The sequence below is a fragment of the Streptococcus mitis ATCC 6249 genome (assembly GCF_000146585.1).
Lineage (GTDB): Bacteria > Bacillota > Bacilli > Lactobacillales > Streptococcaceae > Streptococcus > Streptococcus mitis_AZ.
The window spans coordinates 1,271,871-1,292,697 of the sequence record NZ_GL397179.1 but is presented as its reverse complement, the minus strand read 5'-3'; the positions used below and the strand labels follow the sequence as shown (position 1 = coordinate 1,292,697).

At 40.7% G+C, this 20,827-nt stretch carries 20 protein-coding genes; 16 read left to right on the top strand and 4 right to left on the bottom strand.

What is annotated here, in order from left to right:
- Positions 1-15: 15 nt before the first annotated feature.
- The 3 genes from HMPREF8571_RS08050 to coaA form a co-directional block, all read right to left on the bottom strand.
- Entirely contained in the window at positions 16-549 is a 534-nt protein-coding gene (locus HMPREF8571_RS08050) for a DNA topology modulation protein (protein WP_000684204.1), read from the bottom strand.
- Positions 550-601: 52 nt separating this feature from the next.
- The gene (gene rpsT / locus HMPREF8571_RS08045) at positions 602-838 is read right to left on the bottom strand and encodes a 30S ribosomal protein S20 (RefSeq protein WP_001274000.1); all 237 of its coding nucleotides are present in this window, start codon (positions 836-838) and stop codon (positions 602-604) included.
- A gap of 67 nt (positions 839-905) precedes the next feature.
- Positions 906-1,826, bottom strand: coding sequence for a type I pantothenate kinase (gene coaA, locus HMPREF8571_RS08040; protein WP_000180501.1), 921 nt, complete (start codon positions 1,824-1,826; stop codon positions 906-908).
- Positions 1,827-2,027: 201 nt separating this feature from the next.
- On the opposite strand from coaA, the gene HMPREF8571_RS08035 reads away from it, so the two are divergent.
- The 9 genes from HMPREF8571_RS08035 (at position 2,028) to HMPREF8571_RS07995 (ending at position 10,382) form a co-directional block, all read left to right on the top strand.
- On the top strand, positions 2,028-2,432 hold the full coding sequence (locus HMPREF8571_RS08035) for a hypothetical protein (RefSeq protein ID WP_000698104.1): 405 nt from the start codon (positions 2,028-2,030) through the stop codon (positions 2,430-2,432).
- Positions 2,433-2,631: 199 nt separating this feature from the next.
- Complete coding sequence (locus tag HMPREF8571_RS08030) at positions 2,632-3,222, top strand: class I SAM-dependent methyltransferase (protein WP_004240229.1); 591 nt, start codon at positions 2,632-2,634, stop codon at positions 3,220-3,222.
- The gene (locus HMPREF8571_RS08025; protein ID WP_001202925.1) at positions 3,219-4,496 is read left to right on the top strand and encodes a pyrimidine-nucleoside phosphorylase; all 1,278 of its coding nucleotides are present in this window, start codon (positions 3,219-3,221) and stop codon (positions 4,494-4,496) included. Before HMPREF8571_RS08030 ends, HMPREF8571_RS08025 begins: the two co-directional genes overlap by 4 nt.
- A gap of 19 nt (positions 4,497-4,515) precedes the next feature.
- A complete protein-coding gene (gene deoC, locus HMPREF8571_RS08020; RefSeq protein ID WP_000773705.1) occupies positions 4,516-5,178 on the top strand; it encodes a deoxyribose-phosphate aldolase in 663 nt (220 codons plus the stop codon).
- Entirely contained in the window at positions 5,165-5,554 is a 390-nt protein-coding gene (locus HMPREF8571_RS08015; protein ID WP_000246106.1) for a cytidine deaminase, read from the top strand. The genes deoC and HMPREF8571_RS08015 overlap by 14 nt, the downstream gene beginning before the upstream one ends.
- A gap of 90 nt (positions 5,555-5,644) precedes the next feature.
- Positions 5,645-6,700: a BMP family lipoprotein gene (locus HMPREF8571_RS08010; protein ID WP_001036118.1), complete on the top strand. Its 1,056-nt coding sequence runs from the start codon at positions 5,645-5,647 to the stop codon at positions 6,698-6,700.
- A 136-nt stretch (positions 6,701-6,836) separates the two neighbouring features.
- The gene (locus tag HMPREF8571_RS08005) at positions 6,837-8,372 is read left to right on the top strand and encodes an ABC transporter ATP-binding protein (protein WP_000929831.1); all 1,536 of its coding nucleotides are present in this window, start codon (positions 6,837-6,839) and stop codon (positions 8,370-8,372) included.
- A complete protein-coding gene (locus HMPREF8571_RS08000; RefSeq protein WP_000038692.1) occupies positions 8,365-9,423 on the top strand; it encodes an ABC transporter permease in 1,059 nt (352 codons plus the stop codon). Before HMPREF8571_RS08005 ends, HMPREF8571_RS08000 begins: the two co-directional genes overlap by 8 nt.
- A 2-nt stretch (positions 9,424-9,425) precedes the next feature.
- Complete coding sequence (locus HMPREF8571_RS07995) at positions 9,426-10,382, top strand: ABC transporter permease (RefSeq protein WP_000029141.1); 957 nt, start codon at positions 9,426-9,428, stop codon at positions 10,380-10,382.
- Between the two features lie 34 nt (positions 10,383-10,416).
- Here the strand turns inward: HMPREF8571_RS07995 and plsY are convergent, their stop codons facing one another.
- Positions 10,417-11,058 carry a glycerol-3-phosphate 1-O-acyltransferase PlsY gene (plsY, locus tag HMPREF8571_RS07990; RefSeq protein WP_004240225.1) on the bottom strand — a complete coding sequence of 214 codons (642 nt, stop codon included), beginning with the start codon at positions 11,056-11,058 and terminating at the stop codon, positions 10,417-10,419.
- 135 nt (positions 11,059-11,193) lie between these two features.
- On the opposite strand from plsY, the gene parE reads away from it, so the two are divergent.
- The 7 genes from parE (at position 11,194) to parC (ending at position 20,733) form a co-directional block, all read left to right on the top strand.
- On the top strand, positions 11,194-13,137 hold the full coding sequence (gene parE / locus HMPREF8571_RS07985; RefSeq protein ID WP_000037265.1) for a DNA topoisomerase IV subunit B: 1,944 nt from the start codon (positions 11,194-11,196) through the stop codon (positions 13,135-13,137).
- A 137-nt stretch (positions 13,138-13,274) separates the two neighbouring features.
- Positions 13,275-14,441, top strand: coding sequence for a hypothetical protein (locus tag HMPREF8571_RS07980; protein WP_001284524.1), 1,167 nt, complete (start codon positions 13,275-13,277; stop codon positions 14,439-14,441).
- A gap of 158 nt (positions 14,442-14,599) precedes the next feature.
- Positions 14,600-15,340, top strand: a complete 741-nt coding sequence (locus HMPREF8571_RS07975) for a DUF6261 family protein (protein ID WP_000875589.1) — start codon at positions 14,600-14,602, stop codon at positions 15,338-15,340.
- A gap of 37 nt (positions 15,341-15,377) precedes the next feature.
- Positions 15,378-16,466 (top strand): hypothetical protein, encoded by a 1,089-nt coding sequence (locus tag HMPREF8571_RS07970; protein ID WP_000287881.1) that lies wholly within the window; start codon positions 15,378-15,380, stop codon positions 16,464-16,466.
- A gap of 161 nt (positions 16,467-16,627) precedes the next feature.
- Entirely contained in the window at positions 16,628-17,455 is an 828-nt protein-coding gene (locus HMPREF8571_RS07965; protein ID WP_001258604.1) for an aminoglycoside 6-adenylyltransferase, read from the top strand.
- A gap of 29 nt (positions 17,456-17,484) precedes the next feature.
- Positions 17,485-18,045: a GTP pyrophosphokinase gene (locus HMPREF8571_RS07960; protein ID WP_000570836.1), complete on the top strand. Its 561-nt coding sequence runs from the start codon at positions 17,485-17,487 to the stop codon at positions 18,043-18,045.
- A gap of 207 nt (positions 18,046-18,252) precedes the next feature.
- A complete protein-coding gene (gene parC / locus HMPREF8571_RS07955) occupies positions 18,253-20,733 on the top strand; it encodes a DNA topoisomerase IV subunit A (RefSeq protein ID WP_004240224.1) in 2,481 nt (826 codons plus the stop codon).
- Positions 20,734-20,827 lie beyond the last annotated feature (94 nt).

Below are 20,827 nucleotides of genomic sequence, written 5' to 3'. Positions count from 1 at the left end.
AGCAAAAAACCAACGTTAGACACGTTGGTTTTTCTTGTTATGTGAGAGATTATCTAAGAAGTGGTCTATCTCCTTTTGAGACCTGAGGACAATTACTTTCTCTGGATAGGTTTCTTGAATCCCCTTGTAGCGTTCCTTAGCGGATTTGCTTCGCCCATCCCAGAGAATCCATCTGATAAATTCCCAGTTAAATTGCTCTTTACAGCCAGCCGCCATGCTTTCTCGAACTTGACCTCTGTATTTGAGATAACGCTTAAAGGCCCTCAGTAAGCAAATCCAAGGTGAAAAATTGAGGAAGATGATTTGGTCAGCTTTTAACATTCTTTCCTCGTAATAACACCAAGAGTAGTTGCCATCGATGACCCAGTCTGAGTGATTGGTGAGGAAGTTTTTCATCTCGGTTTTCATCCAATCACGATCACTGTCTTGCCAGCCTGGTTGAAATTGGAGGGTGTCTATATGCAGTTTGGGGATAGAGTAGTAGTTTGACAACTTTTCAGCTAGAGTTGACTTGCCGGCTCCAGAATAGCCGATGATTGCGATTTTCATTTTCTACCTTTTCGTAATGGAGGACAAAAAAACAGCCTCGGTGGACTGTTTCTTATTTAGCAAGTTTAGCTGAAAGACGAGCTTTATCGCGGCTTGCTTTGTTTTTATGAATCAAACCTTTAGTTTCTGCTTTGTCGATAGCTGAGCTAGCAGCACGGAAAAGTTCTTCAGAAGGGTTTGCTTCGAAAGCTTTGATAGCAGTACGCATAGCTGATTTTTGAGCTGAGTTTTTTTCGTTTTGTTTAACGTTCAATTCAGCGCGTTTGATAGCTGATTTAATGTTTGCCAATGTTCTTACCTCCATATTTACTAACTATACTATTATATCTGAAAACTTATGTTTTGACAAGGGGAAATTATTTTTTTAGGTAAATTTCATCGATTTCATGATTTTTAGCCTTGTGGAGAATAACCTCAGCCCGATTCCTTGTTGGTTCAATATAGTTTTGTAGATTTGTAAGGTTGATATCACTCCATACTTGGTGGGCAAAAGACTCTACTTCCCCTATTGGCATTTGCGTAAAGTGGTGGTAGTAGCTGTCTGGATCATTTTGGGCAAAGCTGAGAAGTTTCAAAAAGCGGTCTAAATACCAGCTTTCAATGTCTTCGACAGCAGCATCTACGTAGATGGAAAAATCAAAGAAGTCGGTGATGTAAAGACGTTCATTTTGAGGATTCTGAAAGACATTGATTCCTTCAACAATCACAAAATCTGCAGCCTTAACACATTGTTTCTCACCAGGAACAATATCATAAACCTCATGAGAATAAACGGGGATATCGACATCCTGGCCATTTTTTAGGCGGTCAAGGAAATTCAGTAAGGCCTCCATGTCATAACTCTCTGGAAAACCTTTGCGATTTAAGATACCTTGGTCAATTAACGTTTGATTGGGATAGAGAAAACCATCAGTCGTCACTAACTCCACAGTGGCGTCAGTCACTGTACGAGAGAGAAGGATTTGCAGAAGTCGGCTAGTTGTTGATTTGCCAACGGCAACACTTCCCGAAACTCCGATGATGAAGGGCTGAGATTTACTCTCTCTTTGGAGAAAAATTCCCTTTGAGAAGGCTAAATCCTCTTTGGTACGTTTGTAAATTTGGATGAGATGGGCCAATGGTAAATAAATATCTGTCACATCTTGTAGGCTGATTTGGTCATTGAAACTCTTGATGGATTCTAACTCTTCCTCTGTCAAGGGAGGAGTTGTTTTACGATGCAATGATTGCCAAGTCTGGCGACTGATTTTTTCAAAATGTAAAAATTCGTTGGTCATTTGTTTTCCCCTAGATATTTTGTTTATCATACCATAAAAAGCTAAAAAAATAAAGCGGTTTCTTGATGGTAGTAAGTCAATATCGTATAATAGAGGTAGATGGAGGTTGAATAATTTAATGATGAGATAGGGAATGGTTTCTGAAGACTTATCAGTTATTGAAAGTGGGCTTTTTGGTTCACAATTTATTGGAGGTGTGTCATGAAAATCTTAAAACGTTATATATTGGAACTCTGTTTTATTTTAAGTTTTGCCTTACCTTTTATAAGGGGAGCGAATGCGGATAATGGTAGACGCTTTGTGGAAACCTATTACGGTTTTACCTTCTTAATGGATCATTTACTTGTAACAGTTATCTTTATCTGTTCACTCTTGATTGCTTGGCTAGTAAAAAAGCAGTGGACGAAATGGCTTGCTGCTGGTAGTTATCTATTTTTGATTTTGTGGATTGCTACAGAAGGATATCTATTCCGTATGTCACTAGAAGATTTGATACGACTTTGGACAAGTTTGGAAATCTTGACACAAACTTATCAGTTGGGTTTTTATCTAAACATCATATTGGGAATCTTGTTGATAATAAAGTATTTTAAGGTTAAGCAATAGTATAAATGTACCCGATTGCAGACGAACTGTTTTTTCCTGACTATGATAATTTGTAGTTCCCGATAGATTGTAATGTATTTCTAATAATTGAAAGAGATTGAAGAAAAGGTTTTTTGACTAGGATTCTTCAGTCTTTTTCATTTGATCGTCACTTTGTAAACGATTTACAATTCAAGCTAAATTATGGTAAAATAGTTTTATGAGTAAAATGTATTATGCAGAAAATCCTGATGCTGCTCACGACATTCATGAGTTGAGAGTGGAGTTGTTGGGAGAAAATATGACCTTTTTGACGGATGCGGGTGTTTTTAGCAAGAAAATGGTTGACTTTGGGAGTCAGCTCTTGCTCAAGTGTCTAGAGGTTAATAAAGGAGAGACGGTCCTTGATGTGGGTTGTGGTTATGGGCCGTTGGGCTTGTCATTAGCCAAGGCTTATGGAGCTCAGGCAACCATGGTCGATATCAATAATCGCGCTCTAGACTTAGCGCAACAAAATGCTGAGCGTAATAAAGTAGAAGCAACGATTTTCCAATCCAATATCTATGAACAAGTTGAAGGAAAGTTTGACCATGTTATTTCCAATCCGCCGATTCGAGCGGGCAAGCAAGTTGTTCATGAGATTATCGAAAAGAGCAGAGATTTCTTGAAAGACGGAGGAGATTTAACCATTGTCATTCAGAAAAAACAAGGAGCTCCAAGTGCTAGAAATAAGATGGAAGACGTTTTTGGCAATTGTGAAATCGTAAAGAAAGATAAGGGATACTATATCCTTAGAAGTGTGAAAGAATGAGAGCAGTTGATTTAATCCAAAAGAAACGAGATGGTCAAGAACTGTCTTCAAGTGAAATCAAGTGGTTGGTAGAAGGCTATGTGGCTGGAACAGTCCCAGACTATCAAATGTCTGCCTTTGCTATGGCGGTTTATTTCAAAGGGATGACCACACGTGAGATTTCTGATCTGACGATGAACATGGTAAAGACGGGGCAAGAGTTTGATTTGTCAGCCATAGAGGGCATCAAAGTAGATAAACACTCGACAGGTGGTGTTGGTGATAAGGTGACCTTAATTTTAGCTCCTTTGGTAGCCAGTTTTGGTGTGCCAGTAGCCAAGATGAGTGGTCGGGGACTAGGACACACTGGTGGAACCTTGGATAAGTTAGAAGCAATCAAGGGCTACCAAGTGGAACGTAGTCAAGAGGATTTCATCAAACAGGTTCAAGATATTGGTGTATCTGTCATTGGTCAGTCTGACCAGCTGGTTAAAGCAGACAAACTTCTCTATGCCCTTCGTGATGTGACAGCGACAGTCGATACGATTCCTTTGATTGCTAGTTCTGTCATGAGTAAGAAAATCGCTGCTGGGGCAGATGCCATTTTGCTAGATGTGACTGTCGGTGAGGGTGCCTTTATGAAGACTGTTGAGGAGGCACGCGAATTGGCTCAAACCATGGTTGATCTTGGAAAGGCTGTTGGAAGAAAGACAGTAGCAGTTATTACCGATATGAGTCAACCCTTGGGTCGAGCTATTGGCAATCGTCTCGAAATTCTAGAAGCAATCGAAATTCTTCAAGGAAAAGGTCGAGAAGATATCAGTCACTTTATCTGTGAACTAGCTCAGATTATGCTTAGTTTAGCAGATGTTGAGAAGACGGTAGAAGAAGTACGTCAACACCTTGAAAATGGGCAAGCCCTTGCCAAATTTGAAGAAATGGTGGCGGCTCAAGGTGGTGATCTAGAAGATCTCTACCGCCCAGTAAATGTTGCACATGTAGTGGATATCCCGGCTCAAGAGTCAGGTGTCATTTCAGCCCTTCCAGCTATGGATTTTGGCCTATATGCCATGAGATTAGGAGCTGGTCGCGCAGTCAAGACTGATGCTTTAGACTATGAAACTGGAATCGTTTTTGAGAAAAAAGTTGGAGACTCCGTTCAAAAAGGAGAAATTGTTGCAAAAGTTTATACAAATGGAAAAATTTCTTCTGAACTAGTTACAGAATTTCAAAAATATGTTAAAATAAATGATGGAGTGCAAAGTTTACGAGAAATTATAGAAATTATCTCATAAAACCAGGGAGAATCCGAATATGAAGTTGAATAAATATATTGATCATACGCTTTTAAAGCAAGATGCAAGTCAAGAACAAATTAATCGTTTGCTATCTGAAGCGCGTGAGTATGATTTCGCCAGTGTCTGTGTTAACCCGACTTGGGTTGCTTATTCAAAGGCGGGGCTTGAAGGTTCAGATGTAAAGGTTTGTACAGTAGTTGGTTTTCCTTTGGGAGCAACAACTTCTGCTGTCAAAGCTTTTGAAACAAAAGAAGCTGTCCAAAACGGTGCAGATGAGATTGATATGGTTATCAATGTCGGTGCCCTCAAATCAGGCAATCTGGATTTAGTTGAATCGGACATCCGCGCTGTCGTAGAAGCAAGTGGCGACAAGCTAGTGAAAGTTATTATTGAAGCTTGCTTATTGACTGACGAAGAAAAGGTTGTGGCCTGCCAACTCTCTCAAAAAGCGGGAGCAGACTTTGTTAAAACATCTACTGGTTTCTCAACTGGAGGAGCAACTCTGCCAGATGTCAAGTTAATGCGTCAAACAGTGGGACCTGATATGGGTGTTAAGGCTGCTGGTGGAGCGCGTTCTTACGCAGACGCTCTTGCCTTTGTGGAGGCAGGTGCTACTCGTATTGGAACATCCGCTGGTGTAGCAATCTTAAAAGGAGAATTGGCTGATGGCGACTACTGAGTTAATTGAACTAGCAATTGAAACCAGCAAGAATGCCTATGTTCCCTATTCTCACTTTCCAATCGGAGCTGTCTTAGTTGCCAAGGACGGTAGCATTTATACGGGTGTCAATATCGAGAATGCTAGTTATCCCTTGACTAACTGTGGGGAGCGTACAGCTATCTTTAAAGCAGTCTCTGAGGGACAACGGGAGTTTTCAGAATTGATTGTCTACGGTCAGACTGAAAAACCTATCTCACCATGTGGTGCTTGTCGCCAAGTCATGGTTGAGTTTTTTGAACAAGATCTAAAGGTGACGCTTGTCGCCAAAGATAAAACGACGGTCGAGATGACGGTCGGAGAGTTACTTCCATACTCATTTACAGACTTGAACTAGTCTGTGCTGCTCACTGAGTAGCAAGGGTCCTTGTGACCAAACAATCCATACTTGCAACATCGTTGCGTATCTTATTTAGGAGGTTCAGTAATGAACAAGAAACAATGGCTAGGCCTTGGTCTAGTTGCAGTAGCAGCATTTGGACTTGCTGCATGTGGTAATCGCTCTTCTCGTAACGCAGCTTCATCTTCTTCTGATGTGAAGACTAAAGCAGCTATCGTTACAGATACTGGTGGTGTTGATGATAAATCATTCAACCAATCAGCTTGGGAAGGTCTTCAAGCTTGGGGTAAAGAGCACAACCTTTCTAAAGATAAAGGTTACACTTACTTCCAATCAACAAGTGAAGCTGACTACGCTAACAACTTGCAACAAGCAGCTGGAAGCTACAACTTGATCTTCGGTATTGGTTTTGCACTTAAAAATGCAGTTGCAGATGCTGCAAAAGAACATACAGACTTAAACTATGTTTTGATTGACGATGTCATTAAAGATCAAAAGAATGTTGTAAGTGCTACTTTTGCTGATAACGAAGCAGCTTACCTTGCAGGTGTTGCAGCCGCTAAAACAACTAAGACAAAACAAATCGGTTTTGTAGGTGGTATGGAATCTGAAGTTATCTCACGTTTTGAAGCTGGTTTCAAAGCAGGTGTTGCATCAGTTGACTCATCTATCAAAGTACAAGTAGACTACGCTGGTTCATTCGGTGACGCTGCTAAAGGTAAAACAATCGCTGCTGCACAATACGCTGCAGGTGCTGACGTTGTATACCAAGTAGCAGGTGGTACTGGAGCAGGTGTCTTCTCTGAAGCGAAATCACTCAACGAAAGTCGTCCAGAAAATGAAAAAGTTTGGGTTATCGGTGTAGACCGTGACCAAGCAGAAGAAGGTAAATACACATCTAAAGACGGTAAAGAATCAAACTTCGTACTTGCTTCATCTTTGAAACAAGTTGGTACAGCCGTAAAAGACCTTGCCAACAAGGCTGAAAAAGGGGAATTCCCTGGTGGTCAAGTTATCGTTTACTCATTGAAGGATAAAGGTGTTGATTTGGCAGTGACAAACCTTTCTGAAGAAGGTAAAAAAGCTGTTGAAGATGCAAAAGCTAAAATCCTTGATGGTAGCATCAAAGTTCCTGAAAAATAATTGAAGGAAGTCATTTCTTAGGAAGCGGCCATCGGTCGCTTCTTTAAGAATTGAGGCAATTTTTGTCTCAATAGAGCTTGTTAATGAGATTAGCAGGTTTTATTGAAATAAAATAAACCTCTGAAAGGAAGAGCATATGGCACACGAAAATGTCATTGAGATGCGGGATATTACCAAGGTGTTTGGTGAATTTGTAGCAAACGACAAAATCAACTTGCAACTGCGAAAAGGTGAAATCCATGCACTTTTAGGAGAAAATGGAGCGGGTAAATCCACTCTGATGAACATGCTGGCAGGACTTCTTGAGCCAACGAGTGGTGAAATTGTGGTGAATGGTCAGGTTGTAAAACTAGACTCGCCATCTAAAGCCGCTGGTCTTGGAATTGGGATGGTTCACCAACATTTTATGTTGGTTGAAGCTTTTACAGTAGCTGAGAATATCATTTTAGGGAGTGAAATCACTAAGAATGGTGTGCTAGATATAGCTGGTGCTACTAAAGAAATCAAGGCTCTTTCTGAACGTTATGGTCTAGCAGTGGATCCTGCTGCCAAAGTGGCGGATATTTCCGTTGGTGCCCAACAACGTGTAGAAATTTTAAAGACACTCTATCGTGGTGCTGATATCCTTATCTTTGACGAGCCAACAGCGGTATTAACTCCTTCGGAGATTGATGAGTTGATGGCCATTATGAAAAACCTTGTTAAAGAAGGTAAATCCATCATCTTGATTACCCACAAGTTGGATGAAATCCGTGCAGTCTCTGATCGTGTTACGGTTATCCGTCGAGGAAAATCTATTGAAACTGTTGAGATTGCAGGAGCAACCAATGCAGATTTGGCAGAAATGATGGTTGGACGTTCCGTATCCTTTAAGACAGCCAAACAAGCAGCCCAGCCGAAAGATGTGGTCTTGTCTATCAAAGACCTAGTTGTCAATGAAAACCGTGGCGTACCAGCTGTTAAGAATCTTTCTTTGGATGTTCGTGCTGGTGAAATTGTTGGTATTGCGGGTATTGACGGAAATGGTCAGTCAGAACTGATTCAAGCTATCACAGGTCTTCGGAAAGTTGAGTCTGGTAGCATTGATTTGAAAGGAAAGTCAGTTGTCGGTATGCATCCTCGACAAATTACTGAGATGAGTGTCGGCCACGTTCCAGAAGACCGCCATCGTGATGGTTTGATTTTGGATATGATGATTTCGGAAAACATTGCTCTTCAAACCTATTACAAAGAACCGCTCAGTAAAAATGGTATCTTGAACTATGCCAATATTACTTCTCATGCTAAGAAATTGATGGAAGAATTTGACGTTCGTGCTGCTAGTGAGTTTGTTCCAGCAGCAGCTCTCTCAGGGGGAAATCAACAAAAGGCCATTATCGCCCGTGAGATTACCCGTGACCCAGATCTCCTCATTGTTAGCCAACCAACACGTGGTTTGGACGTTGGTGCCATTGAGTACATTCACAAACGCTTGATTGAAGCCCGTGATAATGGCAAGGCTGTCCTTGTTGTCAGCTTTGAATTGGATGAGATTTTGAATGTCTCTGACCGCATCGCTGTTATCCACGATGGGAAGATTCAAGGTGTTGTGACACCAGAAACAACCAATAAACAAGAACTTGGTGTCTTGATGGCTGGCGGAAGCTTGGGAAAGGAGAAGAGTGATGTCTAAAAAATTACAACAAATTTCGGTTCCCTTGATTTCTGTATTCTTAGGAATCCTGCTTGGAGCTATTGTCATGTGGGTTTTCGGCTACGATGCTATTTGGGGTTATGAGGAATTATTCTACACAGCCTTTGGTAGTCTTCGTGGAGTTGGTGAAATTTTCCGTGCCATGGGGCCTCTAGTCTTGATTGGACTTGGTTTTGCTGTTGCCAGTCGTGCAGGTTTCTTTAACGTCGGTTTGCCAGGTCAAGCTCTTGCAGGTTGGATCCTCAGTGGTTGGTTTGCCTTGTCAAATCCTGATATGCCACGTCTCATTTTGGTTCCATTAACAGTGATTATCGCTTTGATTGCAGGTGGAATTGTTGGTGCGATTCCAGGTATCCTCAGAGCCTATCTGGGTACGTCAGAAGTTATCGTGACCATCATGATGAACTACATTGTACTGTATGTGGGAAATGCCTTTATTCATGCCTTCCCTAAAGATATCATGCAAAGTACAGACTCAACGATTCGTGTCAGTGCAAATGCAACTTACCAGACGCAATGGTTGTCTGAGTTGACTGGAAACTCTCGTATGAATATCGGGATTTTCTTTGCAATCATTGCTGTGGGAGTCATCTGGTTCTTGCTCAAGAAAACAACTCTCGGTTTTGAAATTCGTGCAGTTGGTCTTAACCCAAATGCTTCTGAATACGCAGGTATCTCTGCAAAACGTACAATCATTCTTTCGATGATTATCTCAGGAGCTTTGGCAGGTTTAGGTGGAGCAGTTGAAGGTCTAGGAACTTTCCAAAACGTATATGTCCAAGGATCTTCATTGGCTATCGGATTTAATGGTATGGCAGTTAGTCTACTAGCTTCAAATTCACCAATTGGAATTCTATTTGCAGCCTTTCTATTTGGTGTTCTCCAAGTTGGAGCACCTGGTATGAATGCGGCGCAAGTACCATCAGAGCTTGTTAGTATCGTAACAGCATCAATTATCTTCTTTGTCAGCGTTCACTACCTAATCGAGCGCTTTGTCAAACCTAAAAAACAAGTAAAAGGAGGTAAGTAAGTATGTCTATTACAACAATGCTAACCCTCTTGGTATCATCCATGTTGATTTATTCAGCACCGCTTGTATTTACAAGTATCGGAGGCGTTTTCTCTGAACGTGCTGGTGTTGTCAATGTCGGCCTTGAAGGAATTATGGTTATGGGTGCTTTTTCTGGAGTAGTCTTTAACCTTGAATTTGCAGAACAACTTGGAGCAGTAACTCCATGGATCTCCTTATTAGTTGGGGGACTTGTTGGAGCAATCTTCTCCATCATTCACGCAGCAGCGACTGTTCACTTCCGTGCGGACCATGTTGTCAGTGGTACGGTATTGAACTTGATGGCGCCCGCTTTAGCAGTCTTTTTGGTCAAGGTTCTTTATAACAAAGGACAAACGGATAATCTAACCCAGACTTTTGGACGTTTTGATTTCCCAGTCTTGGCCAATATCCCAGTGATTGGTGATATCTTCTTCAAGTCAACAAGCCTACTTGGCTACTTAGCCATTGCCTTCTCATTCCTTGCTTGGTTTATCCTCTTCAAGACCCGCTTTGGTCTTCGCCTTCGCTCGGTTGGTGAACACCCTCAAGCAGCGGACACCTTGGGAATTAACGTCTACAAGATGCGATATCTTGGAGTTATCATTTCAGGATTCCTTGGTGGAATTGGGGGAGCGATTTATGCTCAATCAATTTCTGTCAACTTCTCAGTGACAACTATTGTCGGTCCTGGATTTATCGCTCTTGCTGCGATGATCTTTGGTAAATGGAATCCAATCGGTGCTATGCTTTCAAGTCTCTTCTTTGGACTCTCTCAAAGTTTGGCCGTTATTGGATCTCAACTTCCTTTCTTGCAAGGAGTTCCTACGGTATACCTTCAAATCGCGCCTTATGTTTTGACAATTCTTGTCTTGGCAGCCTTCTTCGGAAAAGCAGTTGCTCCTAAGGCAGATGGTATCAACTACATCAAATCAAAATAAGCATACAAAAAAACGCCAGTTTCAAACTGGCGTTTTACTTTTTAGGATTTTGATGTGTCAAGTTTAGTCCCCAAGGAACGAGGTTTTCAGTTTTGTTTTTGATGCGTGTGATATTATCCTTGTGACGAATGATAATTAAGCTAGCAAGAGCTAGGATAATCACGATAAAAAGAAGGTCATAGCTACTTAAGATAAACCCAAATAGTGGGAAAATCAGAACTCCAATTACAGCAGCAATAGAAGCAACAACGCTAGACAGTGAAATCATACTACCTAGATAGAGGCTTCCAAAGAATACGATTGCTAGATAGAGACAGAAAACAGGCGCAAATCCGAAAATCACTCCAGCACTGGTTGCGACAGCCTTACCACCTTTAAATCCTGCAAAGATAGGAAAGGTATGTCCAATTACGGCCAAAAGACCAAAGACGAGAGGTGATACACCTTGAAGGTGGAAAAGGATTGGAAGGAGAGTGGCCAAGGTTCCTTTAAAGAAGTCAATCACAAAGGTTGCCATACCCGCTTTCTTACCTAAAATTCGGAAAGTATTGGTTGTTCCGGTGTTTCCAGAGCCGTGTTCACGCAGATTTGTTTGAAAGAAGATTTGTCCAATCCAAAGACCAGACGGAATCGAACCTAGCAAATAAGCTAAAATTAATAATACAAATGTCATCATAGAACTATTATACCATGAAACGGTATAGAAAGTCAGAGAATATCCTGTGAAATTGTGACAGCTGAAAGGGAAAAGCTTTGCAAAATCGCTAGAAAACCTGTAAAATAGAAAAAATGAACAAATAGGAGGTTCCTTGTGTCAAAAAAGGAAATCAATATTAATAACTACAATGATGACGCCATTCAGGTGCTAGAAGGGTTGGATGCGGTTCGTAAACGTCCGGGGATGTATATTGGATCGACTGACGGTGCTGGTCTCCATCACCTAGTCTGGGAAATTGTGGATAATGCAGTCGATGAAGCCTTATCTGGTTTTGGTGATCGCATCGATGTGACGATTAATAAAGACGGCAGTTTAACGGTTCAAGACCATGGGCGTGGGATGCCAACTGGGATGCACGCCATGGGAATTCCAACTGTTGAAGTTATCTTTACCATTCTCCACGCTGGAGGAAAATTCGGTCAAGGTGGCTACAAGACATCAGGTGGTCTTCACGGAGTGGGATCTTCAGTCGTGAATGCCTTATCTAGCTGGTTAGAAGTGGAAATTACCCGTGATGGTGCAATATATAGACAGCGTTTTGAAAATGGTGGGAAACCCGTCACAACCTTGAAGAAAATTGGGACAGCAGCTAAGTCCAAGACAGGTACCAAGGTTACCTTCATGCCAGATGCCAGTATCTTTTCTACGACTGACTTCAAGTACAATACCATTTCAGAACGACTCAATGAGTCAGCCTTTCTCTTAAAAAATGTTACCTTGTCGCTAACTGACAAACGAACAGATGAAACGATTGAATTCCATTATGAGAACGGGGTACAAGACTTTGTTTCTTACCTCAACGAAGACAAGGAAACCTTGACGCCAGTTCTATACTTTGAAGGCGAAGACAATGGTTTCCAAGTGGAAGTAGCTCTCCAGTACAATGATGGATTTTCAGATAACATTCTGTCCTTTGTCAATAACGTTCGCACCAAGGATGGTGGAACGCATGAGACAGGACTCAAGTCAGCCATTACCAAGGTCATGAATGACTACGCTCGTAAGACAGGTCTTCTCAAGGAAAAAGATAAAAATCTTGAAGGATCAGACTATCGTGAGGGACTAGCGGCCGTTCTTTCTATCCTAGTTCCTGAAGAACACCTCCAGTTTGAAGGACAGACCAAGGACAAACTTGGAAGTCCACTAGCTCGCCCGATTGTGGATAGCATTGTTGCAGAAAAATTAACTTTCTTCCTCATGGAAAATGGAGAACTAGCTTCCAATCTTATCCGTAAGGCTATCAAGGCTCGTGACGCTCGTGAAGCAGCACGTAAGGCGCGTGATGAGAGTCGAAATGGTAAGAAAAATAAAAAAGATAAGGGCTTATTGTCTGGTAAATTAACACCAGCTCAGTCTAAAAACCCTGCCAAGAATGAACTCTATCTGGTCGAGGGGGACTCTGCTGGTGGTTCTGCCAAGCAAGGTCGTGACCGTAAGTTTCAGGCTATTTTGCCTCTTCGTGGTAAGGTTATCAATACAGCCAAGGCTAAGATGGCGGATATTCTCAAAAATGAAGAAATCAATACCATGATTTATACTATCGGAGCGGGTGTCGGAGCAGACTTCTCTATTGAAGATGCCAACTATGATAAGATCATTATCATGACCGATGCGGATACAGATGGTGCCCATATTCAGACCTTGCTCTTAACCTTTTTCTACCGTTACATGCGTCCCCTAGTTGAGGCAGGACATGTCTATATAGCCCTTCCGCCTCTTTACAAGATGTCCAAAGGCAAAGGCAAGAAAGAAGAAGTGGCCTACGCTTGGACGGACGGAGAGCTAGAAGAACTCCGCAAGCAGTTCGGTAAAGGGGCTACCCTCCAACGCTATAAAGGTCTTGGTGAGATGAACGCGGACCAGCTTTGGGAAACAACCATGAATCCAGAAACCCGTACCCTCATCCGTGTTACGATTGAAGACTTAGCACGCGCCGAACGTCGCGTCAATGTCCTCATGGGTGACAAGGTCGAACCACGCCGTAAGTGGATTGAGGACAATGTCAAGTTTACGCTTGAGGAAAGTGGGGCGTTTTAACGGAGTACTTTTCATTGGAGCAAAAGCTCCTAATGAAAAGATGCTTGCTGCTATCAGGCGGATAAGCTAACTCCCTTACTAGCTCGAAGAGCAAAAAATAACGTTTTGCTATTCTCACGTCGTAGGAGGAGAAGTGTATGGCAAATAAAAAGAAAAAACAAAAGAGTATTCCAGAAAAAGATATTAAAAAAGAATTTGTTGCGAAGGTTAATCTATCTAGTAAAACTAATCAAAAAAAGGGAAATACAAGTGATATTGAAAACAAAACGGATAACGCAAGTTTCATCATTCCTCAACCTTTACTGATAAAAAATAAGGATAATGATAAAACTGTTTTTGAAAAGATTATTCAGTTTTTGCCTTTGGTAATTTCTATAATATCGTTAGGCTTTACGATGTTTCTAGGATTTAGGACAATTGAAAATAATGAAAAGAACCAAGAGAATAATATCAAAAATCAGGAAAATAATAAAATTAATCAGGATAGAAGCAAATATCTTGATACAACAAATTTTAATATTGTTCAAAATTTCTGGCAAGAGAATCCAAGCTATACATTGTATAACGAATCTACAAAACCATTAACTATACCGCCCAAACCGTCTTACTATATGTATATCCCTGCTAAACTATTTTGGATTTTTAAAGACGGTACGCGTTTCTCGAATTTAATTTTATTACCTGTATCTTATGATAATGTTATCAGTCAATCAAGTACAGGTAAAACTATTGACGAAATTACTACCTCAGTTCTTCCGAAAAATTTTTATGGAAAACTAGGAGCCAGGGATTTAAGGTCTAGATTTTATGGTCATCCTGGTATTGATAATATCGCTTATGAGTTACGAGTGTATCCGTTTTTGGCTATAGCTACAAAATTAAATTATTCTTACAAAGATAAACCGGAAATACCTATATCAGAGAATTTTGTGACTACTCCGTGGAGTAAGGAGCCTCTTTCAGATACTAGATATAATGATTTAGAAAATTATACAAGAAATATTGCTCATTTTCCTGAGAACGAAATAAAAATTGTTGGAGATGATAATATTTATGATACTGCTTTTGCATATTTAGATTCACAATTTTCTAAATTCATTCCAATGCTAAAGGAGGGGTTTAAGAACAATGAAGAACAGCAAAGGTATTATACTCTTATGGGAAATCGCTGGGATATGAAATATGATCCCCAAAAGGATATTCTTGATTATGCGAAGCCGAGTGAGGATAACTTTCATTCTCTCGGTAGGGAACTTTCTGATAAGGTTATCCCTGCTAAAGATCCTCTTTACCCTGACTATTAGAGGAAAGAATTCACTAAAAAAGACCCCAGCCGCCTCGTCGGGAAATCCGACAAGTTAGTTTAAGTGGCAGGGAGAACAGCGGAAAATCCGACATCCATTCTGCCAAGTGGGAGACTTTCACCTAAATAAACAATTTAATGAAATTTTAGGAGAAAAAAATGAAATATAAGATTACAAATTTAGATATAACTCGATTGGAAGGACAAAGTTTCTTTCAACTGTTGAGCGACAGTCTTGCTGCTGTTGATAGTTTTGCAAAAGCGAATAAGACGGAATTAGTCTATATCAGCAAGACCTCCGTCATGGAGCCTTTATTGGAACAATTCCAATCATGCCTTCATAACATTCGTGCAGGAAAATTCACAGAAAACATGGAGAAAACAGACCGTGAGCGTGATGATGCTCTAGTGACTTTGTTATCCTTTATCAAGGCTTTTTCGCGTGTGAAAGTTCCAGCTATTCAGACTGCCTATGAACAGCTAAATCCGCTTTTCAAACAATACAAAGGCATTATGACGACCAGTTATGAAAAAGAAACGGAAAGTATTAACCACCTCTTGAAACAGTTGGCACAGAGCGACTACCAATCCTCCATACAAGTACTAAATTTGACGGAACACGTCCAAAACTTAAAAGCTGCCCAAGCAAAATTTGAGAAGGTCTACAAGGAGCGCTTGGCTGAGCAAGCTGGGAAAACACCTAGCCAAGCAAAGGCTTTGCGTGTTGAATTGACAGAGTTGTACGAGTTTCTTGTTGATTTCACAGCAATCAATGCCTACGCCTACCCAGACAAAGCCTACTTTGCCAGCCTCCGTGACCATCTCAACGCTATCCGTAGTCGCTATAAAAAACTCAAACCAGCTAAGAAGGCGAAGGAAGAAGCGACGGAGGCGAATTAAAAGTTTATCGTAAATACTTTTTTGCAAGGAGGATGTTATGTATACTGAACAAAGAATATTACAAAGACTTGGATTAGAAAATCAAGAAGAATTACTTGGTTTTTTAGACCTTAGCAATAGACTTGATAAGATTAAATACTTCTATCCCGAATTTCAATTCAGCACAAATAATTTAATTGAAATTTCATGGGAAAATGATGGATATTTTAAGCTAATCGGCTCCGATAATAAAAAAACAAAGGGAACTACTTCTTTTAGAAGAGGATGGGAAACGATTTTAAAGTTTCCTGTTAGAAACAATAATAGTGATGATTTGGGACCATTAAATGACACTCCGGATGCTTTTCCGAAAGGAAATATTCCAAAAGGGGATAGTGATGATTGGTACTTTCACAGAGGTCATGTTTTTGCTAGAAGATTCCATAAATATGTAGTTGGATATGAAATTTTAAATGCTGAACGTCAGCATACCCAAGAAAAGTGGTCTAAATTTTCTATCGATTCTCGGGATAAAAATCTTTTTACACAATTTTCTAAAGCAAATAAAGCGCAAGCAGAAATCGAAGAAAAAGTGTACCAGTTATTGCAAAGTGAAGAATCAGTCTATTATGAAGTGAAACTAGTCTTTAAAAATTCAAGTGACAAATATCCTATTGGAACTGAAATATTTTTTTTACCCATATTATCACCAGACGAGTTTGACCACTATTTTATTCCAAATGTTGATTCTGGTTTTGATTTGGAAAACTCACAAACGGACTATGCTGATTTTTATAAGAATGGATATAGTGAAGAAGATCATAGAGAGTTTTTTGCTGATAGTGATAGAAAACATAAAAATTGGCAGATTAGCGAGAATGAATCTTGTAGTATAGAGTCGAATGGTGGTAATTTTTCTATTAGAGAATTACCTAAGATAGCGGTAGATAGTCTCATTGAAAATCTGAAAACTGATCGGGAAATTAAATCGTATAAGGATGTTCAAGATGGGAAGCAATTGAAATTTTCGGGTGTAACATTAACTCATTATCCTTCTACAGGTACGCTGTTATTACAGGGGAATAAATTGCAAGAGTTTGAAGAGGTCAAACAATACCTTTTAGACTATCTGTCTAAGGAAGACTGACAGTACAATCTTGATATTAACTGATTCTAATAGACCAAATTAGAAAAGAAAGAAGAGTAATATGTAAAACAATTCGATAAAAAATCTGATTGATTATTTCTGTTATTTTATAGTCATATTCTTTTCAAAACTAATATAAATAAAAATTAGCAGGTATTCCCATGAGAACTGAAACCGAGATGTTTAATGTGATTTTGCAAACCGCAAAAGTGCTACAGGTTGACGCTGTCGCCATGTCCGGCTCACGGACAAATCCAAACGCCCCCAAGGACGAGTTCCAAGATTATGATGTGGTCTACATTATGGAGGATTTGGATGGTCTGACGGCCGACCTTGCTTGGTTGGAAGAATTTGGCAAGCGCATGATTGAGCAGCATGTCCTACTAGACCATCGCCGCCTCTATCTCATGCTCTTTGAAGATGGCAATCGGATAGATTTGACCCTCTGCCCCAAAGATCACATTCAAGAGTGGGTGGATAGTGAAGCTGATTTCACGGTGCTAGAGGACACTAAGGGCTTATTTGCGCCATATTCTCCAAATCCTCAGCGTTACTGGACAAGTCCAGCTAGTGAGATAGATTTTGAAAAAGCCTGCAATGAATTTTGGTGGGTCTCTGCCTATGTAGTGAAGGGCATTTGTCGGAATCAGCTCATCTATGCGACTGACCATCTCTACGATATTTGCCAACAAGAACTCTTGAAGGTCTTAGCTTGGCAGGTCGCAAGTGATAAGGGGACTGTCGACGTCGGCAAGAACTACAAGTATCTCTTTAACTATTTACCTCCTGAGAAAGAGAAGGGATTCTCAGCTCTACTTGATTTTTCAAGTAAAGAGAAAATCACTCAGTCTTTGTTTGCTACGATGCAACTTTTCCACCAAGAGGCTCAATCCCTTGCTCACAAGATGGGTTTTGACTACAAGAAGGACGTGGCTGAGAAGATGATTGAGTATGCTGAGGAAAGAGTGAAGAAGTTTGGGAATAACTAGAAAAATGAAAAAGCGAGAGGAGAAGACTCATGATTGAAAAAGTGGAACGCCTCATTACAGAGATTAATCGTATTCATCTAGAATATTCTAAAGATTATTTTGAAACAGGTAAAGTGGAGAAAATCAATCTCAAGCATACCTTTTCAAAAGTTCCGACTAAAGCGATTTTGGCCTACCGTCTGAATTTACATGAGTCAATTAATGACTATCTGATGAAAGCGGATGTCCAAGATATTGCCTATGTTTATCGTGTCAAAACTTCTGAGTCTATTTTAGATAAAATTACACGTTTTTCCGAGCGTCAAGAGGGCTATCCTGTGAATTCCATTCTTAATGATATTTTTGGTGCTCGTATGATTTTAAGTTCTAAAGAGATAGCTCAAGTCATGGACAAATTAGATGATTGGCAAGAGATGTACGGACTAAAAAATTGGTATTTACGTGATAAAGATGGCTATGTCGGTATTCATATCTATTTTAAAAATAAAAGTAATTTTTACTACCCATGGGAACTCCAACTTTGGGATAAGAAAGATGTAGATAGCAATATCGCCAGTCATATCAAGTATAAACGAGGATTTGTGGAGTAGATATTTCAAGTGGAAATGATGACACAGGAATTGGGTGAAACTCACTTACCATATATTTTTTCCCTTTTCCATAAAACCTATTCTATATTCTTTGAAAGGAGTTGAACACGCCCTAAATACTGTGTGAAAAAGATAAATTCTCTTGTGAGCATCGCTCGCTTTAAGAATTTCCTATTTTCACTTTGCATTTTACGGGCTTAGTATCCTATGTCTAACATTCAAAACATGTCCCTGGAGGACATCATGGGAGAGCGCTTTGGTCGCTACTCCAAGTATATTATTCAAGACCGGGCTTTACCAGACATTCGGGATGGTTTGAAGCCGGTTCAGCGCCGTATTCTTTATTCTATGAATAAGGATGGTAATACCTTTGACAAGAGCTACCGTAAGTCGGCCAAGTCTGTCGGGAACATCATGGGGAATTTCCACCCACACGGTGACAGTTCCATCTATGATGCCATGGTTCGTATGTCACAGGACTGGAAAAATCGTGAGATTCTAGTTGAAATGCACGGTAATAACGGTTCTATGGATGGGGATCCGCCTGCAGCTATGCGTTATACTGAGGCGCGTTTGTCTGAGATTGCTGGTTATCTTCTTCAGGATATCGAGAAAAAGACAGTTCCCTTTGCTTGGAACTTTGACGATACCGAGAAAGAGCCGACGGTTTTGCCAGCAGCCTTCCCCAACCTTTTAGTCAATGGCTCGACTGGGATTTCAGCTGGATATGCCACAGATATTCCACCGCATAATTTGGCTGAAGTTATCGATGCGACTGTTTACATGATTGACCACCCAACAGCCAAGGTGGACAAGCTCATGGAATTCTTGCCTGGACCAGATTTCCCGACAGGAGGGATTATTCAGGGTCGTGATGAAATCAAGAAGGCCTATGAAACTGGGAAAGGGCGAGTGGTCGTTCGATCTAAGACGGAGATTGAAAAGCTAAAAGGTGGTAAGGAACAAATCGTTATCACTGAAATTCCTTATGAAATCAATAAGGCCAATCTAGTCAAGAAAATCGATGATGTTCGTGTCAATAACAAGGTGGCAGGGATCGCTGAAGTTCGTGATGAGTCTGACCGTGACGGTCTTCGTATCGCTATTGAACTCAAGAAGGATGCTAATACCGAGCTGGTTCTCAACTATCTCTTCAAATACACTGACTTGCAAATAAACTACAACTTTAACATGGTGGCGATTGACAATTTCACACCTCGTCAGGTTGGGATTGTGCCAATCTTGTCTAGCTACATTGCCCACCGTCGCGAAGTCATCTTGGCGCGTTCACGGTTTGACAAGGAAAAGGCTGAAAAACGTCTCCATATCGTTGAAGGTTTAATTCGCGTGATTTCGATTTTGGACGAAGTCATTGCCCTTATCCGTGCTTCTGAGAATAAGGCTGACGCCAAAGAAAATCTCAAGGTCAGCTATGAGTTTACAGAAGAGCAGGCTGAGGCCATTGTAACCTTGCAACTGTATCGTTTGACCAATACAGACGTGGTTGTCTTGCAGGAAGAAGAAGCAGAGCTTCGTGAAAAAATTGCCATGCTTGCGGCCATTATCGGTGATGAACGGACCATGTACAATCTCATGAAGAAAGAGCTTCGTGAGGTCAAGAAGAAATTTGCGACTCCACGTTTGAGTGCTTTAGAAGATACAGCAAACGTCATTGAGATTGATACAGCTAGTTTGATTGCCGAGGAAGATACCTATGTCAGCGTGACCAAGGCTGGTTACATCAAGCGTACTAGCCCACGTTCCTTTGCGGCTTCTACGCTGGAAGAAATTGGCAAACGTGATGATGATCGTCTGATCTTTGTTCAATCTGCCAAGACAACCCAGCATCTTTTGATGTTTACAACTCTTGGGAATGTCATCTATCGACCAATCCACGAATTGGCAGATATTCGTTGGAAGGATATCGGAGAGCATCTGAGCCAGACTATTACAAGCTTCGAAACTAACGAAGAAATCCTTTATGCAGAAGTCGTGGATCAGTTTGAGGATGCTATAACCTACTTTGCTGCAACTCGTCTTGGTCAAATCAAACGCGTAGAACGCAAAGAATTCTCTCCATGGCGAACCTATAAGTCGAAGTCTGTCAAGTATGCCAAACTCAAAGACGAGACAGACCAGATTGTAGCCGTGGCTCCGATCAAACTGGATGATGTTCTCTTGATTAGTCAAAACGGTTATGCCCTCCGTTTCAATATCGAAGAGGTTCCTGTTGTCGGTGCCAAGGCTGCAGGTGTCAAGGCCATGAACCTGAAAGAAGATGATGTCCTCCAATCCTCCTTTATCTGTAACACTTCATCCTTCTACCTCTTGACCCAACGCGGTAGTTTAAAACGTGTTTCTATCGACGAAATTCCAGCGACTAGCCGTGCCAAACGAGGCCTACAAGTCTTGCGTGAGTTAAAAAACAAACCGCATCGTGTCTTCTTGGCAGGAGCAGTTGCAGAACAAGGCTTGATTGGTGATCTCTTTAGTACAGAAGTGGAAGAGAACGACCAAACACTTCTTGTCCAATCTAACAAGGGGACAATCTATGAAAGCCGATTGCAAGATTTGAACTTGTCAGAACGCACTAGTAACGGAAGCTTCATCTCAGACACCATTTCAGATGAAGAAGTTTTTGATGCTTACCTGAAAGAAGTCTTGAAAGAGAAAAAAGCAAATCTGTAAAGAATCAGTCCAAGTGACTGATTTCTTTTTATCGAGAAAATTTTCAGAAAATTACAAATACTACTTGAAATTTTACTAGAAAAGTGTAGAATAG

Bases quoted from the DNA above. Each gene is read 5' to 3' on its own strand.
- HMPREF8571_RS08050 (WP_000684204.1), bottom strand. From the start codon at position 549: ATGAAAATCGCAATCATCGGCTATTCTGGAGCCGGCAAGTCAACTCTA.
- coaA (WP_000180501.1), bottom strand. From the start codon at position 1,826: ATGACCAACGAATTTTTACATTTTGAAAAAATCAGTCGCCAGACTTGG.
- HMPREF8571_RS08035 (WP_000698104.1), top strand. From the start codon at position 2,028: ATGAAAATCTTAAAACGTTATATATTGGAACTCTGTTTTATTTTAAGT.
- HMPREF8571_RS08030 (WP_004240229.1), top strand. From the start codon at position 2,632: ATGAGTAAAATGTATTATGCAGAAAATCCTGATGCTGCTCACGACATT.
- HMPREF8571_RS08025 (WP_001202925.1), top strand. From the start codon at position 3,219: ATGAGAGCAGTTGATTTAATCCAAAAGAAACGAGATGGTCAAGAACTG.
- deoC (WP_000773705.1), top strand. From the start codon at position 4,516: ATGAAGTTGAATAAATATATTGATCATACGCTTTTAAAGCAAGATGCA.
- HMPREF8571_RS08015 (WP_000246106.1), top strand. From the start codon at position 5,165: ATGGCGACTACTGAGTTAATTGAACTAGCAATTGAAACCAGCAAGAAT.
- HMPREF8571_RS08010 (WP_001036118.1), top strand. From the start codon at position 5,645: ATGAACAAGAAACAATGGCTAGGCCTTGGTCTAGTTGCAGTAGCAGCA.
- HMPREF8571_RS08005 (WP_000929831.1), top strand. From the start codon at position 6,837: ATGGCACACGAAAATGTCATTGAGATGCGGGATATTACCAAGGTGTTT.
- HMPREF8571_RS08000 (WP_000038692.1), top strand. From the start codon at position 8,365: ATGTCTAAAAAATTACAACAAATTTCGGTTCCCTTGATTTCTGTATTC.
- HMPREF8571_RS07995 (WP_000029141.1), top strand. From the start codon at position 9,426: ATGTCTATTACAACAATGCTAACCCTCTTGGTATCATCCATGTTGATT.
- plsY (WP_004240225.1), bottom strand. From the start codon at position 11,058: ATGATGACATTTGTATTATTAATTTTAGCTTATTTGCTAGGTTCGATT.
- HMPREF8571_RS07980 (WP_001284524.1), top strand. From the start codon at position 13,275: ATGGCAAATAAAAAGAAAAAACAAAAGAGTATTCCAGAAAAAGATATT.
- HMPREF8571_RS07975 (WP_000875589.1), top strand. From the start codon at position 14,600: ATGAAATATAAGATTACAAATTTAGATATAACTCGATTGGAAGGACAA.
- HMPREF8571_RS07970 (WP_000287881.1), top strand. From the start codon at position 15,378: ATGTATACTGAACAAAGAATATTACAAAGACTTGGATTAGAAAATCAA.
- HMPREF8571_RS07965 (WP_001258604.1), top strand. From the start codon at position 16,628: ATGAGAACTGAAACCGAGATGTTTAATGTGATTTTGCAAACCGCAAAA.
- HMPREF8571_RS07960 (WP_000570836.1), top strand. From the start codon at position 17,485: ATGATTGAAAAAGTGGAACGCCTCATTACAGAGATTAATCGTATTCAT.
- parC (WP_004240224.1), top strand. From the start codon at position 18,253: ATGTCTAACATTCAAAACATGTCCCTGGAGGACATCATGGGAGAGCGC.